This window comes from Streptomyces sp. NPDC017520 (assembly GCF_044329855.1).
In the GTDB taxonomy this organism is placed as follows: domain Bacteria; phylum Actinomycetota; class Actinomycetes; order Streptomycetales; family Streptomycetaceae; genus Streptomyces.
Genome location: NZ_JBIRKB010000005.1, coordinates 510,547 through 534,613, shown reverse-complemented (window position 1 = coordinate 534,613; position 24,067 = coordinate 510,547). Strand labels below are relative to the sequence as shown.

The following is a 24,067-nucleotide window of genomic DNA, read 5'->3' as shown; positions in this document are numbered from 1 at the left end:
CCCGGACCACGTCACCCGGCCGTAGCCGCCCCCGGCCTCGCCATCGCGGGCACGACCGTCCCCGCGCCCCATCACCCCTCGACCCGACTACCCCGAACCGGCCGGAGCGGCACCGCATGCTTTCCACCATCCCGGAGAGCGCCGCTCCGGCCTTTCGCCGCTCACCCCGAGGAGCCCCATCATGCCAAGCGGACCTTCCCTGACCAGCGGACCTTCCTTGCCCAGCGAATCTTCCTTGCCCAGCAGGCGTGCCGCCCTCGCCCTGCTCGCCGGAACGAGTGCCGCCCTCGCCCTCGGCGCGACCGCCGCCCACGCCGGGACCGCGGCCCCCCGCCCCTTCGGCCACTACGGCTCACCCGCACGGCGCCTGGACCCGCGCACGCTGTACGTCGACGCGTACGGCCGCGGCGACCACACCGACGTACAGTCCGCCGTCGACGCGGCGACCGGCACCGGGCGCACGCTCGTGATCGCCCCCGGTGTGTACCGCGCGACGGTGCTCATCGGCCCCGCGCACGAAGGGCTCACCCTGATCGGGGCGAGCGGCGACGCCCGGGACACCGTGCTCGTGTACGACAACGCGGCGGGCACTCCGAAGCCCGACGGCTCCGGCACCCTGGGCACCAGCGGCTCGGCCTCCGTCACCGTCCGGGCGGCCGGATTCACCGCCCGCGACCTGACCTTCGCCAACGACTGGCTGCGCTCCGACAACCCCGAGTACACCGGTACGCAGGCCGTCGCCATCAAGGTCCAGGGGGACCGGTCGGCGTTCTACGGCTGCCGGTTCCTCGGCCACCAGGACACCCTGTACGCCGACTCCCTCGCTGTCACCGCGTTCGCCCGCCAGTACTACCGCGACTGCTACGTGGAGGGGGACGTCGACTTCGTCTTCGGCCGCGCCACCGCCGTCTTCGACCGCTGCCACTTCCGCGCGCTCACCCGCACCGACCTGGCCTCGGCCCCCTACGGCTATGTCTTCGCGCCGAGTACCGCCGGAGCCAATCCGTACGGCTTCCTGGTCCTGCGCTCCCGGATCACGAGCGCCGCCCCCTACGCGTACTACAAGCTCGCCCGCCCCTGGGTGCCTTCCTCGGACCTCACCGCGCACCCCATGCTGACCGTCCGCGACAGCCGGCTCGGCCCGGGGATCGACGCGAGGACGCCGTACGCCACCATGTCCTCGGGCTTCCCGTGGCAGGACCAGCGCTTCGCCGAGTACCGCAACACCGGCCCCGGCGCCCGCGTCACCGTCCCGGCGAACCGGCCGCAGCTCAGCGCGGCCGAGGCCCGCTCCCACACGCCGGCCCGCTGGCTGGACGCCCGGAACCCGCACCTCCCGAACACGTGGGAGATGCGGGTCGCGGACTAGTCCCGCGGACTGCGTGGTCAGCCGGCGTAGGTCTCGAACTCGGCGATCTTCGGAGTGCCGGTCGAGCCGGTGATCTGGAAGGTGATCTTGCGCAGGGAGGTGCGGGGGAAGCTGATGGCCCCCGCACCTTCGCCGGAGGTCAGGACGGCGCCGGTGTCGCCGTCGAGGAGTCGCCAGCCCTTGACGGTGCCGGTGGAGCCAGCCGCCTCGCGAATGACGACCGAGGAGACGGAGGTGGCGGAGGCCCACTTGATCGAGGCGGAGCCGGTGGAGCCGGCGGGCGACCAGTAGGTGCTCATGTCACCGTCGCGCAGATCGCCGTAGCTTGTTCCGGCGGCCTTGCTGGATCCGTCGGAGCCCGCTCCGATGCTGAGGTTGGTCCCGGTGGGCGGAGTGGGGTCGGTCGGCCCGGGAGTGGGGTCGGTCGGTCCTGGCGTCGGGTCCGTCGGTCCCGGCGTCGGGTCGGTCGGCGTCGGCGTCGGCGTCTGCGGTGTGCAGTTGCCGTCCGAGACCTTCAGGCCCTTACCGGCGCCCGCCGTGCGGCTCACGACGTCCGGCACGCAACTGGCCGTGTCGGCACGGTAGGTGTAGGGGATGTTCACCGTGGTGGTGGACTTCATGTCGGGGCCGGCGGGGTTGGTCGTGCCGCCGGGGCTGGACCAGGTGACGTTGTCGAGGGTGTTGCCGCTGACCTGCCAGTAGCCCGCCTCGTCGGTGTAGAAGGTGCCGAGGACGTCCTTGGAGTCCTCGAAGTAGTTGTTCTCCACCTTGGCGCGGGCCCCGGCCCGGGAGTTGATGCCGGACTCGTTGAGCTTCACGTAGTGGTTGTTGTAGATGTGGGCGATGCCGCCGCGCAGCAGGGGCGCACGGGAGTCGATGTTCTCGTACAGGTTGTGGTGGTAGGTGATGAATCCGTTGGAGCGGTCGCTCTCGCTGGACCCCACCAGGCCGCCGCGGCCCGAGTTGCGCAGGATGCTGTACGAGAGGGTCACGTACTGGGTGTTGGCCTTCATGTCGAAGAGTCCGTCGTACCCCTCCGACTCCCCGCCCGACGCCTCCAGGGTCGTGTGGTCGACCCAGACGTTGCGGACGCCGGACTCCATGCCGATGGCGTCGCCGCCGTTGGAGGTGGGTGAGCCGGACTTCTTGACGTTCCGGACGGTCACGTTCTGGATGATGATGTTGCTGGCCTCGCGCAGGTGGATGCCCAGCTGATCGAAGACGGCCCCGCTGCCGACGCCGACGATCGTGACGTTGCTGATCTGCTTGAGCTCGATCACCCCGGCGGCGGTGCTGCAGCTGTCGCCGGACACCTTGGTGGTGTTGCCGTGGTTGATGGTGCCTTCGACCTCGATCACGATCGGGGTGGCGCTGTCGGCCCGCCCGCACAGCGCCTCATGGATCTGGGTCCCGGTGGTGGCGCGGACGGTCTGCCCGCCCGCACCGCCGGTGGTCCCGCCGTTCTGGGTGGCGTAGCCGGTGGCGCTCCCGGTCGCCGCCACCGCCTCGGGCGCCGACAGCACCGCTCCGGTCGCGGCCGCCAGGGCCAGGGCTGCCACGGCGGCCTGCAGCCGCCGTGCGACTGGTCGTCCCATGTTCGTCTCCCAGGTGTCTTCGGTTGGTCGGTGATGGCTGCCAGAACACGCACTGAGTGACGTGCTCATGACATGCGGGAGCGCTCCCGCACGCACCGCGTGGAAGCGGCTCGATTCCCCAGGGGCATACGGCAGCGCCCCTGTGTCCCGGGCTCCACGCCGGAAGCGACAGGACAGCAAGCGCTTTCTAAGGTGAAAGTAGAGGGGTCCGAGCAGCATGGCAAGGTGCTTGCGGCAGCGGCTTTTCCCGATACCGCTCTCACGTCGAAGCGCCCCGGCTCCCGGGCCCGTTCGCGTGCGCGCGAGGAACGACGCGTCAGTCGTCGGGAAGCCAGCCCCGCTCGCCCAGCGCCGCGACGAAGCGGCCGTAGGCGTCGTCCAGGGCGGGGCGTTCCGCCGGTACCGGCTCGACGAGGGCGCCGCCGCGCACCATCGCCGCGGCGCCGGCCGCGAGGTCCTCGTGGAGGGTGCCCGTCGCGGCGAGGAGCGCGGCGCCGAAGGCCGTCTCCGCGCGCTCGACGACCCGGACCGGGCGGTCCAGGACGGTGGCCCGGATCGCCGTCCACACGGCGCTGCGGCTGCCCCCGCCGGCCGCGTGCAGAGGGCCGAGCACCGGAACGCCGAGTCGCTCGACCCGGTCCAGGGCCAGGCGTTCGACGAAGGCCACTCCTTCGAGTGCGGCCCGGTGGGCGTCCGCCTCGTCGCGGGGGCGGCCCAGCTCGAATCCGCGCGCCGCACCGGAGACGAAGGGGAACCGTTCGCCGTCACGGCGCAGCGGGTAGCGCACGTACGAAGCGGGGCCCCGGGCCGCCGCGGCGGCGTCCAGCGCGGGCAGGCGGGCCGGGTCCACGTCGGCCAGGCACTCCCCTCCGGTGTTGGACGCACCGCCGGGAAGCCACCAGCCGTCGGGGTGCCGATGGCTGTAGACCGCTCCGGTCGCGTCGCGGACCAGGTCCGCGGAGACCCCCTTGAGGACGTACGTGGTGCCGAGCACGCCCACGAAGTCGCCCGGCTCGACCGCCCCCGTGGCGATCTGGCCCGCGCAGCCGTCCGTCATCCCGAGGCGTACGGAGCACCCTTCGGGCAGGCCCGTGGCCTCGGCCGCCTCCGGGCCGACGACTCCGGCCTCCGTGGCGGGGGCGCGTACGGAGGGGAGCAGTGCGAGCGGGAAGGCGAAGGCGTCGAAGACCTCGTGCGCCCACTCCGAAGCACGGGCGTCGTAGCCGGACTTGAGTGCGTGGCTCCAGTCCGTGGCGACAGGATGACCCGTCAGCGCGCGCCCGACGACGTCGGGGGTGTGCAGGACGTGGCGCAGGCCCGAGCCGTACGTCCGCAGGCACCGGACGGCACGACCCAGCGCCGCCGTGGGCCCCACGGACAGGCCGAGCGCGTCCCACCGGGCGCTGCCCAGCCGCTGCGCCTCGGCGTTGACGTCGGCGGCCCGCCGGTCGTCGTACATCAGGGCCGGGCCGAGCGGGACGCCGTCGGCGCCGGTGGGCACGATGGTTCCGGACGTGGCGGACACGGCCACCGCGACCACCTCGCGGCCGCCCCGGGGCAGCGCCCCGGTGGTGCGGCGCAGCGCCGAGCATACGGCGGGCCACCAGGAGCGGGCGTCCTGCTCGCTCGTCCCCGCGGCGGTCCGTACGGGGGGCGGCAGTTCGCCCCTTGCCTCGGCGAGCACGCGCCCCCGCCCGTCCACGCACACCGCGCGGACGGACGCGGTGGCCACGTCGATGCCGATCACGGCCGGGGGGCGGGGAGGGGGGCGATGGGATGCACTGCTCATGGCGGAAAGCGTCCTTCCCCGGCGGAACGAGCCTCAGATGTCCACCTGTCGGGTGGACGGTCCTTCGCGGTGGCACGCACGTGTGCGATCAACAGGGTTCAACAGGTGTTCCATCATCGCGGGAGGAACGGCTTCACGGTGCGACGGCAGCCACCGTCACCCGGGTCCGCTCGCGGAGTTTGCCGAGCAGTCCGGCGTCCGCCCCGTCGTCCACGACGAGATGGTCCAGGTCGCCGACGGGCCCCACCCGGTGCAGCGCGGTCCGGGCGAGCTTGGTGTGGTCCATGAGCATCACCTTCGTGGCCGCCGACGTGAGCATCGCCCGTTTCACCAGCACCACGTCCTGCTCCTGGTGGTAGGCCGTCCTGGCGTCGAGGGCCGAGGTGGAGACCGCCACCAGGTCGACGGAGAGCGCCTCCACCGCCTCGACGCAGGGCATCCCGAGGAAGGAGTCATGGGTGCGGGAATACTCGCCGCCCAGGGCGATCAGGCGGATGCCCTCGCACCCGGTGAAGACGTCGAGCACCCGGCGTGCGTTGGTGACGACGGTGAGGGGGGCGAGGTCGACCAGCAGGCCGGCCATGACCAGGACCGTGGTGGAATCGTCGAGCATCACCGACATTCCGGGCTCCACCAACGCGGCGGCGGCACGGGCGACGGCGTTCTTCTCCGCCGTGTTGACGCCGAGCCGGTAGTCGAGGCTCGACTCGAACACGGTGGACGGCAGGGCGGACGCGCCGCCGCGGAAGCGGCGCAGCACCCCTTGCCGCGCGAGGTCGTCGAGGTCGCGGTGGACGGTCATCAGGCTCACGCCCGCGAGCTGGGCGAGGGCGGCGCCCGTGGCGGTGCCCTGCTCCACGACATGGTCGGCGATGAGCCGTCGCCGCTCTTCGGCGGATCTCTTGGTCATGGGGATCAGTCTCCCGCAGGGCTCGGGCCGGGCGCCGGGGCGGGGGGAGCGGCGGTGGGTACGTTGAGCGAGCGCAGCGCCGTCTCCGTGCCGCGGATCTCGATCTCCGTGACGGCCCCGTTGTCGAGTCGCGGGAAGATCCGCCGGTAGCGCCCGAGGGGAAGTCCGAGGAGTTCGCACAGGGCGATGCGCAGCAGGGTGTTGTGAGCGACGACGAGCACCATTCCCCCCTGGTGACGGTGTGCGAGGTCGCGCAGGGAACCGGTCGCCCGCGCCGCGGCCAGGGCGACGGGTTCGGAGCCGGGGAAGGCTCCGGACTCGGCGTCCTCGCGGAACCGCCGTACGGCTTCGGGGTCCTCCAGGGCCATCTCGTCGATGGTCCTGCCCTCGCCCCATCCGAAGTCCACTTCCCGCAGACCCTCCCGGACCTCCGCCGCCAGCCCCAGCGCCGCCGCCGCGGGTGCCGCGGTCAGGCGGGCGCGGCCGAGCGGGGAGCAGGCGACCGCGTCCACGCCGCTGCGGGCGGCCCAGGATCCGAGGTCGGCTCCCTGGGCCACGCCCCTGGGCGTCAGGGCGACGTCGGTGATACCGGCGTACCGGTTCTCCGCGTGCCACTCGGTCTCGCCGTGGCGTACCAGCAGGAGACGAGAGGTCATGGAGAGGCCCTTTCGAGGTCGAGGCGCATCCGGAGGATCAGCGACAGGCCGTGCGCGCCGGGCGCATTGCCCGTTCACGTGAGCGCTGTTAAATTTAACAGAAATTCCACAGCCAAGGACCGGCCTGTCGCGGCCCGGATCACGCTCCGGCCTGCTCGCCCGCAACCCCACCGGCTCTCCTCGCAGAAGGAATCCGACGTCATGCGCATCCTCGCCGCAGGCGACCACTTCGTCCGCCCCTCGTTGATTCGCGCGGCAGTGAGTCAGGAGCTGTCCCGCACGGGCCGGGAGCTCCCGGAGTTCACGGAGCTGACCCTCCCCTGGCCCCACGAGCCCTTCGGCCCGGTCGCGGAGGTCCGCGAGGCGAGCGGTACGGAGGACGGGCTCGTCGAGGCGCTGGCCGGGGCCTCGGTCTGCGTGACGCAGATGGCCCCGTTCACCGGACGGGTGTTCGCCGCGTCGCCCGCGCTGCGTCTCGTCGCCGTCTCCCGGGGCGGGCCGGTCAATGTGGACCTGGCCGCGGCCACCCGTCACGGAGTGCGGGTCAGCTTCGCCCCCGGCCGCAACGCCCAGGCCGCCGCGGAGTTCGCCGTGGGGCTGATGCTCGCCGCGGTGCGCCGTGTCACCGCCGCCGACGCGGAGCTCAAGCGGGGCGTCTGGCGGGGCGATCTGTACGCGTACGAGGAGAGCGGTGGTGAGCTCGGCGGTGCCACGGTCGGGCTCGTGGGCTACGGCGCCATCGGACGGATCGTGGCACGGGTGCTGCGGGCCTTCGGGGCCCGTGTCCTGGCGGCCGACCCGTACGCCGACCGTGCGGCGGCCGAGGCGGAGGGCGTTGACCTCGTCGACCTGGAAACTCTTCTGATCCGTAGTCAGGTGGTGAGCCTGCATGCCCGCCTGACGGAGGAGACCCATCACCTGATCGACGCCCGCCGCCTCGGGCTGCTGCCGCACGGCGCGGTCCTGGTGAACTCCGCCCGCGGCGGACTGCTCGACCACGCGCCGCTGCCGGGGCTGCTGCGCGGCGGCGCTCTCGGGGCGCTCGCCCTCGACGTGTACGACATCGAGCCGATCCCCGCCGACTGGGCCCTGCGCGACGTGCCGAACGTGATCACCACACCCCATCTCGCGGGCGCGACCCGGCAGACGGCCCACCGAGCGGCGGCCATCACCGCCGCCGAGGTCGGCCGTTTCCTGCGCGGGGAGAAGCTGTCCCATCTCGCGAACCCCGATGTCCTGACGGCCGGCGGGCCCTGACGGCCGCCGTCTCCGTCGCCGTGCCCCGTCGCCCAGGAACCCATCGGCTCGTATCGGCTGCTACCGGCTCGTACAGGAGGCACCACGCGTGAGCACCATCATCGGTGTGGACATCGGGACGTCGGTCACCAAGGCCGTGGCGTTCGACGGGACGGGTGGCGCCCTGGCCTCCGCGAGCCGACGCTCGCATCTGGCCATGCTGCCGGGTGGACGGGTCGAGCAGGATCTCGACGACGTCGTGGCCGGTGTCGGCGAGGTCGTGCGCGAGGTCGCCGCCGCGGTCGGGCGGCCGCCGGAGGCCGTGGCGCTCACCGGGCAGGGGGACGGTCTGTGGCTGCGGGACTCCGAGGGCCGCCCGGTGCGGCCCGCCATCTCCTGGATGGACGCGCGGGCCTCGGAGCTGGTGACCCGCTGGCTGGTGGACGGCACGATCAGCACCGCTTTCGCGCACACCGGCTCCGGCATGTTCCCCGGGTGCCACGGCCCGCTGCTGAACTGGCTCCAGGAGCACGAGCCGGACTCGCTGGACCGGGCCGCCGTCGCGGGGTACTGCGTCGACGCGGTCGCCCAGCGCCTCACCGGCCGGGTGTGCCTCGACGCGTCCGACGCGACGCTGCCCTTCCTCGACCCGCGTACCCGCCGCTATGCGCCCCTGGCCCTGGCCGCCTGCGGTGTCGAGGACCGGGCGGGGCTGCTGCCTCCTCCCGCCGCTCCGGGCACGGTGCTCGGGCTGGACGGCCGCGGTGCCGGACTCCTGGGGCTGCCCGAGGGGCTGCCGGTCGTGGCGGGGCCGTACGACCTGCCGGCCTGTGCCATCGGGAGCGGGGTGCGTGAGGTGGGGGACGGCGTTCTGATCCTCGGCACGACCCTCGCGAGCCAGGTGCTGACCGACCGCGTCGATCTCGATCCGCTCGCCGAACCCGCCGGCATGTGGCTGTGCACACCCACCCCCGGCCGATGGCTGCGCGCCATGCCCGCCATGGTGGGAACGGCGGCACTGGAGTGGGTGCTCGCCCTGGTCGGCGCGACCACGGCCGACGTGGACGCCCTGCTCACCGGCAGCCCGCCCGGGGCCCGGGGCGTCCACGCCTTCCCCTTCCTGTCCGAAGCGGGCGAACGGGCCCCGTTCGTCGAGCCGTCGGCCCACGGCAGACTCGACGGGCTCAGCCTGGCGACGGGCCGGGAGGACGCCGTGAGGGCCGTCTGCGAGGCCATCGGCTACGCCGCCCGGCACTGCCTGGACACGGCGGGGCTGAGCGGCACGCTCGCCCTGTGCGGCGGCGGCACCCGGTCGGTGATGTGGGCCCGGCTGATCGCCGACGTACTCGGCCGGCCCGTCCGCGTTCCGCTGGAGGAGCAGGTCGGGGCGCTCGGCGTGGTGTCCGTCGCCCGCGCCTCCCTGTCCCCCGGGTACGAGGCCCCTCCGGGACGCCACCAGGTCGTCGATCCGCGGGAGGACGTACGGGCGCTGTACGAGGACGGATACGGGCGGTACCGGGCGGAGTTGGCGACGGCCCGGGCGGAGTGGGGGGCTCGCGCACGGTTGCCCGGTCGTCTCTGAACGGCCCGCCGCCCCTGTTATTTATGACATGCCCATTGACACTACTAACACGTGCGCTGTTAATTTGACGCGAAGGAGGGCTCTCCGCCTGAAGACCAGGAGATTCCAGTGAAGCAACGCTCTGTCAGATCGTTCGCCGCTGCCCTGTCCGCGATGACGGTGATCGTCTCCGCCGCCGCCTGTACGACGAAAGCGCCGGACGGCACGGACGGCAGGTCACCGGAGGACGCGAAGATCGCGTTCCTGATGCCCGACATCGCCTCCACCCGGTACGAGTTGTACGACGCTCCCCTCTTCAGGTCCAAGGTGAAGGATCTCTGCGGTGGTTGCGAGGTCCTGTACCAGAACGCGGGCGGTGACGCCGCGAAGCAACAGCAGCAGGCCGACTCCGCTCTCGCGCAGGGTGCCGACGTCATCGTGATCGATCCGGTGGACTCCGCCGCGGCGGCTGGCACCGTCCGTACGGCACAGGGACGCGGGGTCCCGGTCATCGCGTACGACCGGCCGATCCCGGCGGTCAAGGCCGACTACTACGTCTCCTTCGACAACGAGAAGATCGGCTCCATGATCGGCGCGTCCCTGGTGGAACACCTGAAGGCCACCTCGGCCGAGGGCGGCCTCCTCCAGGTCAACGGATCACCGACCGACGCGGCGGCGGGCCTGATCAAGAAGGGCATACACAGCGCGGTCGGCTCCAGCGGGTACGAGCTCCTCGCCGAGTACGACACCCCTGCCTGGGAACCGGGGAAGGCGCAGAGCTGGGTCAGCGGCCAGATAACCAAGTTCCCGGGGAGGATCGCCGGAGTCGTGGCCGCCAACGACGGCACGGGCGGCGGTTCGATCGCCGCGTTCAAGGCGGCCGGAGCGACCGTGCCGCCGGTGACCGGGAACGACGCCGAACTCGCCGCCGCCCAGCGGATCGTCAAGGGCGACCAGTACAACACCATCTCCAAGCCCATCAAGACCGTCGCGGAAGCTGCCGCCACCGCGGCGTTCGCCTTCGCCCGGGGAGAGAAGCCCCGGGGCGACACCACCCTCTTCGGCACGCCCTCGCAACTCTTCACCCCCACCGTGGTCACCCGGGAGAACATCGCGGAGGTGCTGGTGGGCGACGGGAAGCCGCTGAAGACCGCCGAGGTCTGCACGACGACGTACGCCGCCGCCTGTGCCGAGGCGGGCCTCACGTAGTCCCTCCGGCCCGACCGCGCGGCGCCCACGACCGTCCGCGGCGGGGTGGGACGCCCGCCCGGGCCACCACTCCCCCGCCCGCCCCGGAAGGCCGGTCCATGTCCGCTGACTCATCGCCCTCCCCGCACGAGGCGCCGGGCGGCTCACTGCTCTCCCTGCGCGGAATCAGCAAATCCTTCGGCGCCGTCGCCGCACTCACCGATGTCGGCCTCGACGTCGCCGCGGGGCAGGTCATGGCTCTGGTGGGCGACAACGGCGCGGGCAAGTCCACCCTGGTCAAGGTCCTCTCCGGGGTGCACCAGCCGGACGCCGGAACCATCGGCTTCGGCGCCGGGACCGTGGCGATCACCTCCCCGGCCACCGCACAACGGCTCGGCATCGCGACCGTGTTCCAGGACCTCGCCCTGTGCGAGAACCTGAACGTGGTGGAGAACCTCTTCCTCGGGCGCGAGCTGCGTGGGCTGCGCCTGGACGAGGTGGGCATGGAGGTCCGCTCCCGTGCTCTGCTCGGGGAGCTGTCGGCGAAGATCCCCTCGGTACGCGTCCCGGTCGCGGCCCTGTCCGGCGGCCAGCGGCAGACGGTGGCCATCGCGCGGACGCTCCTGGGCGACCCCAAGGTGATCATCCTGGACGAGCCGACGGCCGCCCTGGGCGTGGCGCAGACGGCGGAAGTCCTCAATCTGATCGAGCGTCTGAGGGAGCGTGGCCTGGGCGTCATCATGGTCAGCCACAACATGGCCGACGTGCGGGCCGTCGCCGACACCGTGGCCGTCCTGCGGCTCGGCCGCAACAACGGGGTCTTCGACGCGGCCGGGACGACGGCGTCGGAGCTGGTGGCGGCCATCACCGGAGCCACCGACAACGTGGTCAGCCGCCGCGCCGGCCGCGACCGGGCCACGGGCGACGGAACGGAGCCGGCGTACCGGACCGGCGCGGCGCACCAGGGGGAAGCATCATGACGGAACCGGCCGCTGTCACGAACCCGGAGCTCTCCCCCGAGCGCCTCGATCCGACGCCCCGGTCCGCCGGTGCGCGCGACCGCCTGCGAGCGGTTCTTGTCCGGCTGCGCGGCGGCGACCTCGGTCTCCTGCCCGTCCTGGCCGGGCTGGTCGTCATCTGGGTCGTGATGCAGATCCTCAACCCCATCTTCCTGTCGAGCGCGAATCTCACGAACCTCGCCCTCGAAAGCGTGCCGGTCGGCATCATCGCCCTGGGAGTCGTCTGTGTCCTCCTCGTCGGCCAGATCGATCTGTCGGTCGGCTCGGTCAGCGGTCTCGGCGCTGCCGTACTGGCGGTCCTCTTCGTGGACCGGGGGCTGCCGGCGTGGCTCGCCGTCGCCGTCTCGCTGGCCCTCGCGGGTCTGATCGGCTGGTTCTACGCCCAGGTCCACCACCGGATCGGGGTACCCAGCTTCGTCATCACCCTCGGCGGCCTCCTCGGCTTCCTCGGCGTGCAGCTGTGGATACTCGGCCCCAAGGGGTCGATCAACCTGCCCTTCGACTCGGGCCTGGTGTCCTTCGCCCAACTCCAGTTCCTGTCGCCCTGGTTGGCGTACGCGCTGGTCGTCGCGGGTGCGGCGGGGCTGTACGCGACCGGTGCCGCCCGTGCGTCGGAGCGCCGCCGGGCGGGGCTCACCGCCGCCTCCCGGCGCCTGCTCGCCGGACGGAGTCTGGCGCTGCTGGCCGGCCTCGGCGCGGCGGTCTGGTATCTCAACCGGGACCGGGGGGTGGGCTGGATGTTCGTGTTCTTCCTCGCCCTGGTGCTGGCGCTGCACTACGTCCTGTCCCGCACCTCGTTCGGCAAGTCGATGTACGCGGTCGGCGGCAACCTGGAGGCCGCCCGGCGTGCGGGCGTGAACGTGAGGGCCGTCCTCACGACCGCGTTCGTGCTGTGCGCGACGCTGGCGTGCGTCGGCGGCGTCCTCTCCGCCTCACGGCTCGCGGCGGCCAACCAGAGCAGCGGCGGCGGTGACGTCAACCTCAACGCCATCGCGGCGGCCGTCATCGGCGGCACCAGTCTGTTCGGCGGCCGGGGCACCGCGTTCGCCGCGCTGCTCGGCGTTCTCGTGATCCAGTCCATCTCCAGCGGGCTCACGCTGCTGAATCTCGACTCCGCGTACCGCTTCATGGTGACCGGCGGGGTACTGCTGCTGGCGGTGTCGTTGGATGCCGTGGCCCGGCGTTCGCGGGTCTCCCACGGCAGGGCCTGAAGGCACCGCCCGTATCCGGCCGGCCGCGCGGTGCGGCACTGTGGGACCGGGCGGTACCCGGCCTCTTCACGGTGCTGGGCCGCCCCTGCCGAGCGTCATTCGGGTTCCTGCTCGGTCCGCCAGTGGTCCCACAGGTCCGCCAGCTCCGCTTCCATCGCCGGTGCCTCGGTGTCCAGCAGCCGGACCTGGGCCCCTGGTCCCGCGAGGTCCGTCCGGTAGGGGTGGGGCGGTCCTGGCGGGCGGGCGCCGAGGGCGGTGACGGAGCCGATGATCCGGTTCGGGCCGAGGATGCCGGGCAGCTCGCGTAGGTCCGGGTCGGTCAGGTCGAGGTCCTCGACCAGCAGTTCCCGGTCCTCGTGCACGGCCCGGGTCCTGGCCCGGACGCGGCCGCCGCGTTCACCGGAGCGGCCCAGGACGAGGGTGTCGCGCAGAAGCATCCGGGCGCCGGGCGCGAGCGTCACCTCCATCGTGCGGTCGACCCACGCCCCGTGCGCGATGACGAACGGCTTCCCGTCCCAGTCCAGTCGGCCTCCCGCCGCGATGTCGACCCTGGCCCGCCACGCCGATCTGCCTCCCCGGTGGTCGTACGCCACCAGACCGGAGGGTTCGACCAGCTCCAGGCGGGCCCCCGGGCCTACCGATACGTGCAGCCGGAGATCGTCGCCGGCCAGCAGTCCCGCCCGGGTGCCGACGAGGGCGATCCGCAGGCGGTCCGCGCACGGCAGCAGGGGGCGGGGGGCGAGGAACGCCCCGGGAGACAGCTCGCGGGCGAGGTGCCGGCCGGAGGCGTCACGCTCGACGGCGACGACCGTGGGGTCGTCGGGCTCCGCCGGGCGGGCGGCGGGGGCGGGCGGGCCGGTCACGAGCCGTCGTGGCTGTGGCTGTGGGGCGCCATCGGGCCGGGGTCGGTCGGCACATGGGTGCCGGAGCGGTGGCGTACCAGCACGGACCGCACCCAGTCGGCCAGTTGGGCGATCGACTCCGGGTCGTGCTTGGACAGCGCGAGGACGGGCAGACCGTCGCGGGCCCGTTCGGCGTCGGCGACCATCGCGGTCACGTCGACCTCCACATGAGGGGCGAGGTCGGTCTTGTTGATGACCAGGAGGTCCGCGCCGGTGATGCCCGGTCCGCCCTTGCGGGCGACGTCCCCGCCGCCCGCGACGTCGATGCTGAAGAGCTGGGCGTCGGCGAGGGCGGGGCTGAACGTGGCGGTGAGGTTGTCGCCGCCGCTCTCGATGAGCACCAGGTCCAATGGTCCGTAGGCCTCCTCCAGGTCCTCGACCGCGTCGAGGTTGGCGCTCACGTCGTCGCGGATCGCGGTGTGCGGGCAGGCTCCGGTCTCGACGGCGCGGATGCGTTCGGTGGGCAGGACTCCGGCCGAGCGGAGGAAGCGGGCGTCCTCGTCGGTGTAGATGTCGTTGGTGACGACGGCCATGGAGAGCTCGCCGGCCAGTTCGCGGCAGAGGGTGGCGAGGATGGAGCTCTTGCCGGTGCCGACGGGGCCGGCGACGCCGATGCGCAGGGCGCGCGGCTGGTTGAGCGGCTGGTGGTAGTGCTCGTTGGGGCCCTGGGCCGGTTGTCCGGGCTGCTGGGCGGATGCGTTGTCAGGCAAGGAAGAGTCTCCGTTCGCGTCGGTCGTGTTCGAGTGCCCACTGCTCGGTGAGCGGTGGTGTTCGGGCGGGGAGTTCGGCGGGGGTGCGCACGGCCAGTGCTTCGGTGACGGCTCTCGCGGCGTCCGCCTCGGCGGCGACGATCCACGCGACCGATTCGAGGGGGTCGCCGGGCAGCAGCTTGAGCGCGGCGGAGGCGATGGTCTGCAGTTCGTCGTAGACGACGCCGTGGGCCAGCGCCTCCTCCTCCACTCCCAGGGCGGCGCCGAGCGCCCCGAGGGTGACCGGCCGCAGGGGGCGCGGGTGGAGCCGTGTCAGGGCGGTGACCGCGGGGTGGCCGGGGGCCAGCCGGCGGGCGAGGCGGTGCACGCCTCGGCCCAGTGCGGCGGAGGCCTCGCGCAGCGGCGCCGTCGGCGTCCGGGCGGCGAGCGCCTCCTGCACGGGCGCGTACTCCACCGGGTCGCGCCGGGCCGCCCGCAGGGCCAGTACGGCGGCGGCGGCTTCGGTGACGACGGTGGTGTGCAGGCGGGCCCTCAGCAGCGCGGGGATCTCCGCGCGGGTGAGGCCCGCCGCGACGGCGGGTTCGAGGCCCGCGCTGTAGGTGTGGGCGCCGACCGGGAGCCGCCCGTCGGCGAGGAGGTAGGGGGCGAGGAGCGCCATCAGAACATGCTGTACCGCTGGGCCAGCGGCAGTTCGGCGGCGGGGGCGGGCTCGACGAGCTCCCCGTCGATGCGGATGGCGAAGGTCTCCGGGTCCACGTCGATGGCCGGGAGCGCCGTGTTGTTCGGCAGGTCCGCCTTGGTGAGGTGGCGGGTGGGCCGAACGGCGACCAACTCCCGGACCAGGCCGAGCCGTTCGGCCAGCCCGTCGGCCAGCGCCAACGGGGAGACGAAGCTGACGGACAGGTGCGGCGCGGCCTCGGCGGCGGCGGTGGCGCGCAGGAGGACCGGCTGGGTGGTGGGGATCGCCGCGCCCGCGTCGCCGAGCGGCGCGTACACGGCCATGCCGCCCTTGATGACGGCGGCGGGCCGGATCCCGAAGAAGGCGGGGTCCCAGAGCACCAGGTCCGCGAGTTTTCCGGGCTCGACGGAGCCGACGACGTGGTCGATGCCGTGGGCGACGGCCGGGCAGATCGTGTACTTGGCGACGTACCGGCGCGCCCGCTCGTTGTCGGCGGGCAGTTCGCTGCCGCGGTCGCCGAAGCGCTGCTTCATGACGTGGGCGACCTGCCAGGTGCGGCAGACGACCTCACCGATGCGACCCATCGCCTGGGCGTCGGAGGAGGTGATGGAGAGTGCGCCGATGTCGTGCAGCACGTCCTCGGCGGCGATGGTGGTGGCCCGGATCCGGGACTCGGCGAAGGCCAGGTCCTCGGGCACCCGGGGGTTGAGGTGGTGGCACACCATCAGCATGTCGAGATGCTCGGCGACGGTGTTGACGGTGTGCGGGAGCGTCGGGTTGGTGGATGCCGGGAGGATGTTCGGGTGGGAGGCCACGGTGATGATGTCGGGAGCGTGGCCGCCGCCCGCGCCCTCCGCGTGGAAGACGTGGATACCGCGTCCGGCGATGGCGTCGAGGGTGCCTTCGACGTAGCCGACCTCGTTGAGGCTGTCCGCGTGCAGCGCCACCTGGAGGCCGTACGCGTCGGCCGCCCGAAGGGCGGCGTCGATCGCGGCCGGGGTGGCGCCCCAGTCCTCGTGGACCTTGTAGCCGCCGGCGCCGCCGAGGGCCGCCTCGCGGAGGGCCTCCTCACCGACGGTGGAGCCCTTGCCGAACAGCATGACGTTGAGCGGGACGCGGTCCAGGGACCGGTGCATCATGGCGAGGTTCCAGGCGCCGGGGGTGACGGTGGTGGCCTTGGAGCCCTCGGTGGCGCCGGTGCCGCCCCCGATGACGGTGGTGGTGCCGGTGGCGAGCGCCTCGTGGAGGGTCTCCGGCATCAGGAAGTGGACGTGGGTGTCGACGGCTCCGGCCGTGAGGATGCGCCCCTCGCCGGAGATCACGTCGGTGCCCGGGCCGATCACCAGATCCGGATGGACGCCGTCACTGATGTCGGGATTGCCGGAACGGCCGAGGGCGACGATCCGCCCGTCGCGGACGCCGATGTCGGTCTTGACGACGCCCCAGTGGTCCAGAACGACCGCGTTGGTGATGACCAGGTCGGGGGCGCCCTCGGCCCGGGACGCGGTGGCCTGGGCCATCGACTCGCGGATGGACTTGCCGCCCCCGAAGACGGCCTCGTCGCCGCCGAAGCACCGGTCCTCCTCGACCTCGATCCACAGATCGGTGTCGGCGAGGCGGATCCGGTCCCCGGTGGTGGGGCCGTAGAGCGAGGCGTAGGCGGCGCGGGTCAGCTGGGCCATGTCACAGGTCCTCCGTTCGAGGCGTGGGTGTGGAGGCGGGTGTACGGGTCCCCGGCAGGACAATGCCGGGAACACGGCGGCGGCCGCGGAGTTCGACGAGGCTGACGTCGACGCCGACCCCCGGCTCGAAGCGCAGCGACGTGCCCGACGGAATATCGAGCCGAAATCCCCGGGCGGCGGCCCGGTCAAAAGAAAGTGCCGGATTCGCGTCGGAGAAATGCAGATGAGATCCGACCTGAATGGGCCGGTCTCCGTCGTTCACCACGGTGAGAGGCAATACCGCGCTTTCCGCATTGATGTGCACCACTCCGGAGCCGGTCCGGATCTCGCCCGGGATCACGGGATCGGCGAGGTGATCGTGACGAGCTTGCGCCCGTCCGGGAAGGTCGCCTCGACCTGGACGTCGTGCAGCATCTCGGGGACGCCTTCCAGCACTTCAGCGCGGGTGAGCACGGCCCTCCCCGCTGTCATCAGCTCGCTGACCGGGGCTCCCTCACGGGCCCGCTCCATCGCCCAGCACGCGAGCAGGGCGACGGTCTCCGGGTAGTTGAGGCGGACGCCGCGGGCACGCCGGTCACGGGCGATCATTCCGGCAACACTCAGTAGCAATTTCTCCGTGTCGGACGGAGTCAGAAACATGGGAAACCTCCATGGCGGCCTCCCCGGAATTCCCGGAGGCGCCTGAACCACATGCCTCTTATAGCCCTTCTCTTCGCGGCGTGGCAAATTCCTGCGCACGGCAAAAAGTCCCTTTTTGTGGTTACGACCCACTACATACGGGCAAAACGTACAAAATTCGGTCGGTCGGCTACCGGGTTCAGCGCGTGGGAGCGGGCCGACCGGAAGGTTCCGGTGGCGGCGTCCCGCCCGGTCCGCCCTGCTGCCGGGTGGGACGCGATGGTGACCGAACGGCGTCTCCGGTTCGCGCCCCCGGAAGGTCCGGCGTCTCGAAACGGGGCGGAAGATCAGGGGTGAGGAGTGACCGTGTCATCGGTCCCACCTGCTCCTTCGGAAGAAGTCCGGGCCCCCTCACCAGGGATTCGGAGCCGGGCGCCGAAGGGATGGGTACGCCGGGTGACCCGCCTCACACATGACCCCTGTCAGCAATCGGAGCGCTGTCCCGTTCAAGGGGCACGCGAACGAGACAGGAGCCATGTCATGAAGCACCGCATCGTCGTACTCGGCGCCGGCTACGCCGGGGCTTTCGCCGCCGGCAACCTGGCCCGCAGGCTCTCCCCCGCCGACACCGAGATCACCGTCGTCAACGCCGCACCCCACTTCGTCGAGCGGATGCGTCTCCACCAGCTCGCCAGTGGCCAGGATCTCGCGTCCCGCAAACTCACCGACGTATTCGCGGGCACCGGGGTGCGGCTGCGTCTGGCGCGTGTCACCGGTATCGACCCCGAGCACAGGACCGTCGCCGTGACCGGCGAGGACGGTGCCGGTGAACTCTCCTACGACACCCTTCTCTACGCGCTCGGCAGCTCCGTCGCCCACCATGGCGTCCCCGGCGCGGCCGAGTACGCCTTCGATGTGGCCGACCGGTCCTCGGCACTGCGTCTGCGCGAGCGCCTGGCCGGCCTGGGCGGGAGCGGCACCGTCGTGGTCGTCGGCGAGGGGCTGACCGGCATCGAGACCGCGACCGAGCTGGCCGAGTCGCGTCCCGGGCTCTCGGTCGCCCTCGCGGCCCGCGGTGAGCTGGGCGCCTGGCTCTCCCCGAAGGCGCGCCGTCATCTGCGCGGCGCCTTCGACCGGCTCGGCGTCACCGTGCACGAACACACCGCCGTCGAAGCCGTCGAGCCGACCCGGGTGATCACCGCCGACGGCGGGACCCTCCCGGCCGATGTGACGGTGTGGACGGCCGGGTTCGCCGTGCACCCCATGGCGGCCGCCGCCGGTCTGGAGGTCGCCGGGACGGGCCAGATCGTCGTCGACCGCACCATGCGTTCGGTCTCTCACCCGGACGTCTACGCCGCGGGCGACTGCGCCTACGCGATCGGCGAGAACGGCCGGCCGCTGCCGATGTCCTGCGCCTCGGCCGGTTTCACCAACATGCGGGCGACCGCCGCGATCATCGCGCGCCTGACGGGCCGTGAGGCCCCGGCCTCCGGGCTGAAGTACGTCGGCAACCACATCAGCCTCGGACGGCGGGACGCCATCTTCCAGATGGTGGACGGGGAGGTCCGGTCGAAGGCCTGGTACCTCGGTGGCCGGACCGCCGCACGGCTCAAGTCGGGTGTGCTCAAGGGGGCCGAGTGGGGCATCGCCCATCCGACCTTCGGCCTGCCGAAGCGCAGGCACCGGCTGGCCCTCGCGGCGGACGGGGCCGGTGCGCGGGTCGCAGCCTAGGCTGTTGCGCATGGACAGCGCAGCCGTCGATCAGTTCGAGGCCGGCCGGAGCAGGCTGGCCTCGCTCGCGTACCGTCTGCTCGGCTCGGCGGCCGACGCCGAGGACGCCGTGCAGGACACGTTCCTGCGGTGGCAGGCCGCGGACCGCGAGCGGATCGAGGTACCGGAGGCGTGGCTGACCAAGGTCGCCACCAACCTCTGCCTCGACCGGCTCCGCTCGGCACAGGCGCGTCACGAGCGAACGGCCGGCGCGTGGCTGCCCGAACCGCTCCTCGACGGCGACCCGATGCTCGGCCCTGCCGACACCTTCGAGCAGCGTGAATCGGTGACCCTTGCGGTACTGACCCTCCTGGAGCGCCTCTCGCCGGCCGAGCGGGCCGTCTACGTCCTGCGGGAGGCCTTCTCGTACAGCCACGCCGAGATCGCCGCGATCCTCGACATCACCGAGTCGGCGAGCCAGCAGCATGCCCATCGGGCCCGTACCCGGGTCGCCGCCGAGCGCCGCCGCGGCGGCGCGGCCGACCCCGCGTCCGCGCGCCGGGTCGTCGAGGAGTTCCTCGCCGCCGCCACGTCGGGGCGCACCGATCGGCTGGTGGCGCTGCTCACCGACGACGTGACGGCGGTCTCGGACGGCGCCGGACTGGCCAGGCGGCTGCTGCGGTACACGTCGCGCGAGCGGGTCGCCTCCTTCGCGCGGGCGGGTTTCAAACCGACGCCGGCGAAGCGGCGGCTGGCCGGCGGCCCGCTCGCGATGCATCTCGCGCGGGTCAACGGCACCCCGGCCGTCGTCGCCGTGGTCGGGGGCCGGGTCGTGGGAGCCGTGGCGTTCGAGCTCAGCGACGGCAAGGTCGCGTCCCTGTACGGCATCGCCGCCACGGACCGGCTCGCGCGCCTCGACGAGGCGTGGCAGCACAACAAACCCGGAGTACCGGTCATCGGCGCGTGGTGACCGGCCCGTGGCGGAGGTCGCCGAGGAGGGCGGGGCGGCTCCTCTCGCGCCGTGCGATAGCTTGCCCGCCATGACTGAACTCCACAGCGCCGCCTGGCCGCCCACCCCGATCAGGACGCGACGGCTCGTGCTCCGCGGGTCCGAGGCGCGGGACCGCGCGGCGTTCATCGAGCTGTTCGCATCGCCGGAGGTGGGCGCTCACATCGGTGGCCCCCAACCGCGCGACGCCCTCGAACGCTCCGTCCCCGAGGTGCCGGGGCGACGGCGGGGCTTCTTCGTGGTCGAGCTCGACGGAGCGATGATCGGCTCGGTCACTCTCGACCGTCGGCCCGGGGAACTCCCGGATCACCTCCGTCCCGATGCCGGGCAGACCGAACTCGGCTACCTGTTCCTGCCGGAAGCCTGGGGCTTCGGGTACGCCTCCGAGGCATGCGCCGCCGCGCTCGCCTGGTTCGCCGCCACGCTTCCCGGCGAACCGGTGGTGCTCTGCACCCGGATCGCCAACAGCCCCTCGATGCGCCTCGCGCAGAAGCTGGGGTTCACCGAGGTGGCCCGGTTCGAGGAGTACGGCGCCGAGCAGTGGTTGGGCGTGCGGAGTCCGGTCACGCCGCCCGGCTGATCCCGCGCCGTACGCCCACGCGCCGAGCCCGCGCCGTACGCCCACGCGCCGAGCCCGCGCCGTACGCCCTCGCGAGCAAGCCGTGTCAGGGTGTTCCGCTGTTACACAACGATCATTGAGTGCGCCCGAACGGCCTCGGCATACTCAGGAATCCGGGGCCGAACGCGTATCCCAACGCGCCCCGCACGGCCGGGCCTTCGCCCGCCCGAACCACTCCTGAGCAGGGACAGTCTTGCGAAAAAGATCAACGAGGGCGTACGCGCTCGTCGCCGCGGCCTCGGTCGCCCTGACCGCGGGCATGACCGCTCCGGCCTCGGGGAAGACCGACGGCCCGGACCCGGCATCCCCGTCCACCGCCAAGGCCTTAGAGCCAGACGGCCGGACCGTCGACACCGTCACCCTGATCACCGGCGACCGAGTCCTCGTGGACGCCAAGGGCCGGGTCGGTGGCATCCAGCGGGCCAAGGGCCGGGAGGACATCCCCTTCTTCACCGAGATCCACGACGGCCGCACCCATGTGGTGCCGCGTGACGCCCGGCAGCTGATCGCCGACGGCAGGCTGGACCGGCGGCTGTTCGACATCACCGCACTGGCCAGGCCGGAGAGCATCGAGGCCCACCGGGCGGGGCTCAAGGTGATCGTCGGCTACCGGGGAGCGGCGGCCGGGACCGCCCGCGCCGAGGTGCGGTCCGCCGACGGCACCACCGTTCGCCGGACCCTGTCCGCCCTCGACGCCGATGCCGTCACCAGTGCCGCCGCCACCGACAGCGAGGGCGCGCTGTGGGACGCCCTGACGCGTCAGCGGAAGGACGGTTCGGCGGCCACCGCGTCCGGCATCGCGCGGATCTGGCTCGACGGTGTCCGCAAGGCCTCGCTCGACCGCAGCACCGGCCGGATCGGCGCCCCGGCGGCCTGGGCCCGGTCGTTCGACGGCACCGGTGTGAAGATCGCCGTCGTGGACACCGGCATCGACGACACTCATCCGGACCTGGCGGGCCGGGTGGCCGCGGAGCGCAACTTCAGCGGCTCCCCTGACGCCAAGGACCGTGACGGGCACGGCACGCACGTGGCCTCCACGGCGGCCGGCACCGGTGCGAAGGACGCCCGGTTCAAGGGCGTGGCCCCCGGAGCCCGGCTGATCAACGCGAAGGTGCTCGACGACCACGGTGTCGGTGACGACTCCAGCATCATCGCCGGGGTCGACTGGGCCGTCGCCCAGGGCGCCGACGTCATCAACATGAGCCTGGGCGGCCTCGACACCCCCGGCATCGACCCGCTGGAAGCCCAGGTCAACAAGGTCTCCGCAGAAAAGGGCGTGCTGTTCGCGATAGCCGCGGGCAACAACGGCCCGAATGAGGGCACGGTCGCGTCGCCGGGCAGCGCCGACGCGGCCCTGACCGTCGGCGCCGTCGACGACGACGACCTGATGGCCGACTTCTCCAGCGTCGGTCCCCGTACCGGTGACAAGGCCGTCAAGCCCGACATCACCGCGCCGGGCGTCTCCATCACGGCGGCCGCGGCGGAGGGCGTGGCGGGGCAGAACCCGCCCGGCTACCACAGCCTGAACGGCACGTCGATGGCGACTCCGCACGTCGCGGGGGCCGCTGCGATCCTCAAGCAGAAGAACCCCGCCTGGACGGGCGACCGGATCAAGGCCGCCCTGACGGGCTCGGCCAAGGACGGCTCCCACTCGGTCTTCCAGCAGGGCGCGGGCCGGCTCACCGTCGACAAGGCGATCGACCAGACGGTCGTCGCCGAGCCGGTCTCCGTGAACCTGGGCACCCAGGCCTGGCCACACACCGACGACACCCCCGTCACCGAGCGGGTGACGTACCGCAACAACGGCAGCGCCGACGTGACGCTGGACCTGTCGCTGTCCGCGCCGACCGGCGGGGACGGCCGGCCCGCCCCGGCCGGCTTCTTCACCCTCGGGGCCCAGCGGGTCAAGGTCCCCGCGGGCGGTACCGCCGCCGTGGACCTGACGGCCGACACCCGCCTCGGCGGTACGGTCGACGGCTCCTACTCCGCCACGGTCGTGGCGTCCGGGGGCGGCCAGAGCGTGCGCACGGCGGCAGCGGTGGAGCGTGAGGCCGAGTCGTACGAGGTCACCTTCAACGCCAAGGGACGGGACGGCGCACCCAGCACCGGCTGGCAGGCGGACCTGAAGGGGTACGACGGTCACGCCTCGGGCCTGCGGTTCTTCCCCGACCTGTCGTCCGGTTCGGCCACCGTCCGGCTGCCGCGCGGCACCTACAACCTGTCGGCCGACATGCTGATCGACCCCGCGGCACCGGGCAAGGGCGCCGACCTGATCAACAACCCCCAGTTCTCGGTGACGGGCCCGACCACGGTCGACCTCGACGCCCGGACCACCCGTCCGGTGACGTTCAAGGTGCCGGACGCGGCGGCCACTCCGACGCGAGCGGGGATGATGTACGCGCTGAACACGCCCGAGACGGGCATCACTCTGTGGAGCGATTTCACAAGTTTCGACAACGTCCGCACCGCGTACCAAGGTTCCCCGGTGACCGGCGACGCCTCCCTCTACCAGCAGTGGTCCGCACATTGGAGGCAGGGGGCGACCGAGTACAACGCGCTCGCCGGCAGTCTGGTCCCGGAGCTGGCCACCGGATACAGCAAGACGTACACGACCAAGAACATGGCCCTGGTGAAGGTGCGGATCGGATCGTCCGTGCCCGGCCTCGACGGCATCGTCAGGGCGGACGGTGAACTGGCCAACGGGGGGATCGCCGCGCTCTACTCCGCGCACCCCCTGCCGGGGACCCGGAAGGTGTACCTGTCCACGGATGACGACGCCGTCTGGAACATCGCGGCCGGTGTGCTGGGTGAGAAGGACGCGGCCGGCGGCCGGCAGGTCGAAGGGGCCTACTCGTTCGCGCGGTCACGCCGTTTCGAGCCGGGGACGACGCACACCGAGACCTTCCACGCCGGTGTGATGGGGCCGCGGATCGAGGCCGGTGACGGGCTCGTGCGCGACGGCGACAACCTCTACGGCTCGCTGGCACTGGTCAGCGACGGGCCGGGCCATCCCGGGTTCGCCCGGTACGCCGGTGCGACCACCACCATCCACCGTGACGGAGTGCTGTACGCGAAGGAGGACGCGGCCATCGACGAGCGGTTCTTCGCGCTGCCGCCGGAGTCCGCCACGTACAAGGTGGCGACCACGATCAACCGGAACCCGGCGGTCTACCGCGCCGGGAACCGGATCGACGCCTCGTGGACCTTCTCCTCGGCCCGCACCGAGGCTCCGGCGACGCTGCCGGTCTCCACGGTCCGTTTCCGGCCGCGGCTCGCGCTGGACTCCACCGTTCCGGCGCGCTCCCAGCAGACGTTCCCCGTCGTGGTGCAGGGCGCGGCGGCCGGAGCCGGCCTGAAGTCGCTGCGGGTCACGGTGTCGTACGACACCGAGAAGTGGCTGCCCGCCAAGGTCACCGCGGGCAAGGTCACCGTGAACGCCCCGGCGAAGGGCAAGGGGATCTCGCTGAAGGCCGTCGTCACCGACAAGAGCGGCAACGAGTCGACGGTCACGATCCACAACGCCTTCTTCGGAAGGTGAGGCATCACCCCGGGCGGAACACCGCCCGGGGTGATGCCTGGCGAACCGGCCCGCCGGAACGGAAGT

Annotated in this window: 20 protein-coding genes; 10 read left to right on the top strand and 10 right to left on the bottom strand. The window is 72.4% G+C overall.

From position 1 onward, the window contains the following. Nucleotides 1–235 precede the first annotated feature (235 nt). Entirely contained in the window at nt 236–1,369 is a 1,134-nt protein-coding gene (locus ACH4KB_RS15765) for a pectinesterase family protein (protein ID WP_398066511.1), read from the top strand. A gap of 17 nt (nt 1,370–1,386) precedes the next feature. Here ACH4KB_RS15765 and ACH4KB_RS15760 read toward each other — a convergent pair whose 3' ends face one another. The 4 genes from ACH4KB_RS15760 to ACH4KB_RS15745 all read right to left on the bottom strand — a co-directional run bounded on the left by ACH4KB_RS15760 (nt 1,387) and on the right by ACH4KB_RS15745 (nt 6,319). After that, nucleotides 1,387–2,964 (bottom strand): polysaccharide lyase family 1 protein, encoded by a 1,578-nt coding sequence (locus ACH4KB_RS15760; protein ID WP_398066510.1) that lies wholly within the window; start codon nt 2,962–2,964, stop codon nt 1,387–1,389. 316 nt (nt 2,965–3,280) lie between these two features. Continuing rightward, nucleotides 3,281–4,753: an FGGY-family carbohydrate kinase gene (locus tag ACH4KB_RS15755; protein WP_398066509.1), complete on the bottom strand. Its 1,473-nt coding sequence runs from the start codon at nt 4,751–4,753 to the stop codon at nt 3,281–3,283. A 133-nt stretch (nt 4,754–4,886) separates the two neighbouring features. Further along, a complete protein-coding gene (locus tag ACH4KB_RS15750) occupies nt 4,887–5,663 on the bottom strand; it encodes a DeoR/GlpR family DNA-binding transcription regulator (RefSeq protein ID WP_398066508.1) in 777 nt (258 codons plus the stop codon). A gap of 5 nt (nt 5,664–5,668) precedes the next feature. After that, complete coding sequence (locus ACH4KB_RS15745) at nt 5,669–6,319, bottom strand: histidine phosphatase family protein (RefSeq protein ID WP_398066507.1); 651 nt, start codon at nt 6,317–6,319, stop codon at nt 5,669–5,671. A 201-nt stretch (nt 6,320–6,520) separates the two neighbouring features. Between ACH4KB_RS15745 and ACH4KB_RS15740 the strand changes: the two genes are divergently transcribed. The 5 genes from ACH4KB_RS15740 (at nt 6,521) to ACH4KB_RS15720 (ending at nt 12,534) form a co-directional block, all read left to right on the top strand. Beyond that, a complete protein-coding gene (locus ACH4KB_RS15740) occupies nt 6,521–7,576 on the top strand; it encodes a 2-hydroxyacid dehydrogenase (protein WP_398066506.1) in 1,056 nt (351 codons plus the stop codon). A gap of 88 nt (nt 7,577–7,664) precedes the next feature. Beyond that, nucleotides 7,665–9,137, top strand: a complete 1,473-nt coding sequence (locus tag ACH4KB_RS15735) for an FGGY family carbohydrate kinase (RefSeq protein WP_398066505.1) — start codon at nt 7,665–7,667, stop codon at nt 9,135–9,137. 108 nt (nt 9,138–9,245) lie between these two features. Then, nucleotides 9,246–10,325: a substrate-binding domain-containing protein gene (locus ACH4KB_RS15730; RefSeq protein WP_398066504.1), complete on the top strand. Its 1,080-nt coding sequence runs from the start codon at nt 9,246–9,248 to the stop codon at nt 10,323–10,325. 98 nt (nt 10,326–10,423) lie between these two features. Beyond that, nucleotides 10,424–11,284 (top strand): ATP-binding cassette domain-containing protein, encoded by an 861-nt coding sequence (locus ACH4KB_RS15725; protein WP_398066503.1) that lies wholly within the window; start codon nt 10,424–10,426, stop codon nt 11,282–11,284. Then, entirely contained in the window at nt 11,281–12,534 is a 1,254-nt protein-coding gene (locus tag ACH4KB_RS15720) for a sugar ABC transporter permease (protein WP_398066502.1), read from the top strand. The genes ACH4KB_RS15725 and ACH4KB_RS15720 overlap by 4 nt, the downstream gene beginning before the upstream one ends. A 95-nt stretch (nt 12,535–12,629) precedes the next feature. On the opposite strand, the gene ACH4KB_RS15715 is transcribed toward ACH4KB_RS15720, so the two are convergent. From ACH4KB_RS15715 to ACH4KB_RS15690, 6 genes are read right to left on the bottom strand one after another with little or no spacing between them, the layout of a single operon-like run. Beyond that, the gene (locus ACH4KB_RS15715) at nt 12,630–13,397 is read right to left on the bottom strand and encodes an urease accessory protein UreD (protein ID WP_398066501.1); all 768 of its coding nucleotides are present in this window, start codon (nt 13,395–13,397) and stop codon (nt 12,630–12,632) included. Beyond that, complete coding sequence (ureG, locus tag ACH4KB_RS15710; protein ID WP_398066500.1) at nt 13,394–14,146, bottom strand: urease accessory protein UreG; 753 nt, start codon at nt 14,144–14,146, stop codon at nt 13,394–13,396. The genes ACH4KB_RS15715 and ureG overlap by 4 nt, the downstream gene beginning before the upstream one ends. Next, nucleotides 14,139–14,804 carry an urease accessory protein UreF gene (locus ACH4KB_RS15705; protein WP_398066499.1) on the bottom strand — a complete coding sequence of 222 codons (666 nt, stop codon included), beginning with the start codon at nt 14,802–14,804 and terminating at the stop codon, nt 14,139–14,141. The genes ureG and ACH4KB_RS15705 overlap by 8 nt, the downstream gene beginning before the upstream one ends. Then, entirely contained in the window at nt 14,804–16,507 is a 1,704-nt protein-coding gene (locus ACH4KB_RS15700) for an urease subunit alpha (protein WP_398066498.1), read from the bottom strand. Before ACH4KB_RS15700 ends, ACH4KB_RS15705 begins: the two co-directional genes overlap by 1 nt. A 1-nt stretch (nt 16,508) precedes the next feature. Continuing rightward, nucleotides 16,509–16,847 (bottom strand): urease subunit beta, encoded by a 339-nt coding sequence (gene ureB, locus ACH4KB_RS15695; protein WP_398066497.1) that lies wholly within the window; start codon nt 16,845–16,847, stop codon nt 16,509–16,511. Further along, nucleotides 16,844–17,146, bottom strand: a complete 303-nt coding sequence (locus ACH4KB_RS15690; RefSeq protein WP_050363096.1) for an urease subunit gamma — start codon at nt 17,144–17,146, stop codon at nt 16,844–16,846. The genes ureB and ACH4KB_RS15690 overlap by 4 nt, the downstream gene beginning before the upstream one ends. A 519-nt stretch (nt 17,147–17,665) precedes the next feature. On the opposite strand from ACH4KB_RS15690, the gene ACH4KB_RS15685 reads away from it, so the two are divergent. The 4 genes from ACH4KB_RS15685 to ACH4KB_RS15670 all read left to right on the top strand — a co-directional run bounded on the left by ACH4KB_RS15685 (nt 17,666) and on the right by ACH4KB_RS15670 (nt 24,001). Then, on the top strand, nt 17,666–18,856 hold the full coding sequence (locus ACH4KB_RS15685) for an NAD(P)/FAD-dependent oxidoreductase (RefSeq protein ID WP_398066496.1): 1,191 nt from the start codon (nt 17,666–17,668) through the stop codon (nt 18,854–18,856). A gap of 10 nt (nt 18,857–18,866) precedes the next feature. Continuing rightward, nucleotides 18,867–19,805: a sigma-70 family RNA polymerase sigma factor gene (locus ACH4KB_RS15680; protein ID WP_398066495.1), complete on the top strand. Its 939-nt coding sequence runs from the start codon at nt 18,867–18,869 to the stop codon at nt 19,803–19,805. Nucleotides 19,806–19,875: 70 nt separating this feature from the next. Beyond that, the gene (locus tag ACH4KB_RS15675; protein WP_398066494.1) at nt 19,876–20,424 is read left to right on the top strand and encodes a GNAT family N-acetyltransferase; all 549 of its coding nucleotides are present in this window, start codon (nt 19,876–19,878) and stop codon (nt 20,422–20,424) included. Nucleotides 20,425–20,656: 232 nt separating this feature from the next. Beyond that, nucleotides 20,657–24,001 (top strand): S8 family peptidase, encoded by a 3,345-nt coding sequence (locus tag ACH4KB_RS15670; RefSeq protein ID WP_398066493.1) that lies wholly within the window; start codon nt 20,657–20,659, stop codon nt 23,999–24,001. Nucleotides 24,002–24,067: the final 66 nt, after the last annotated feature.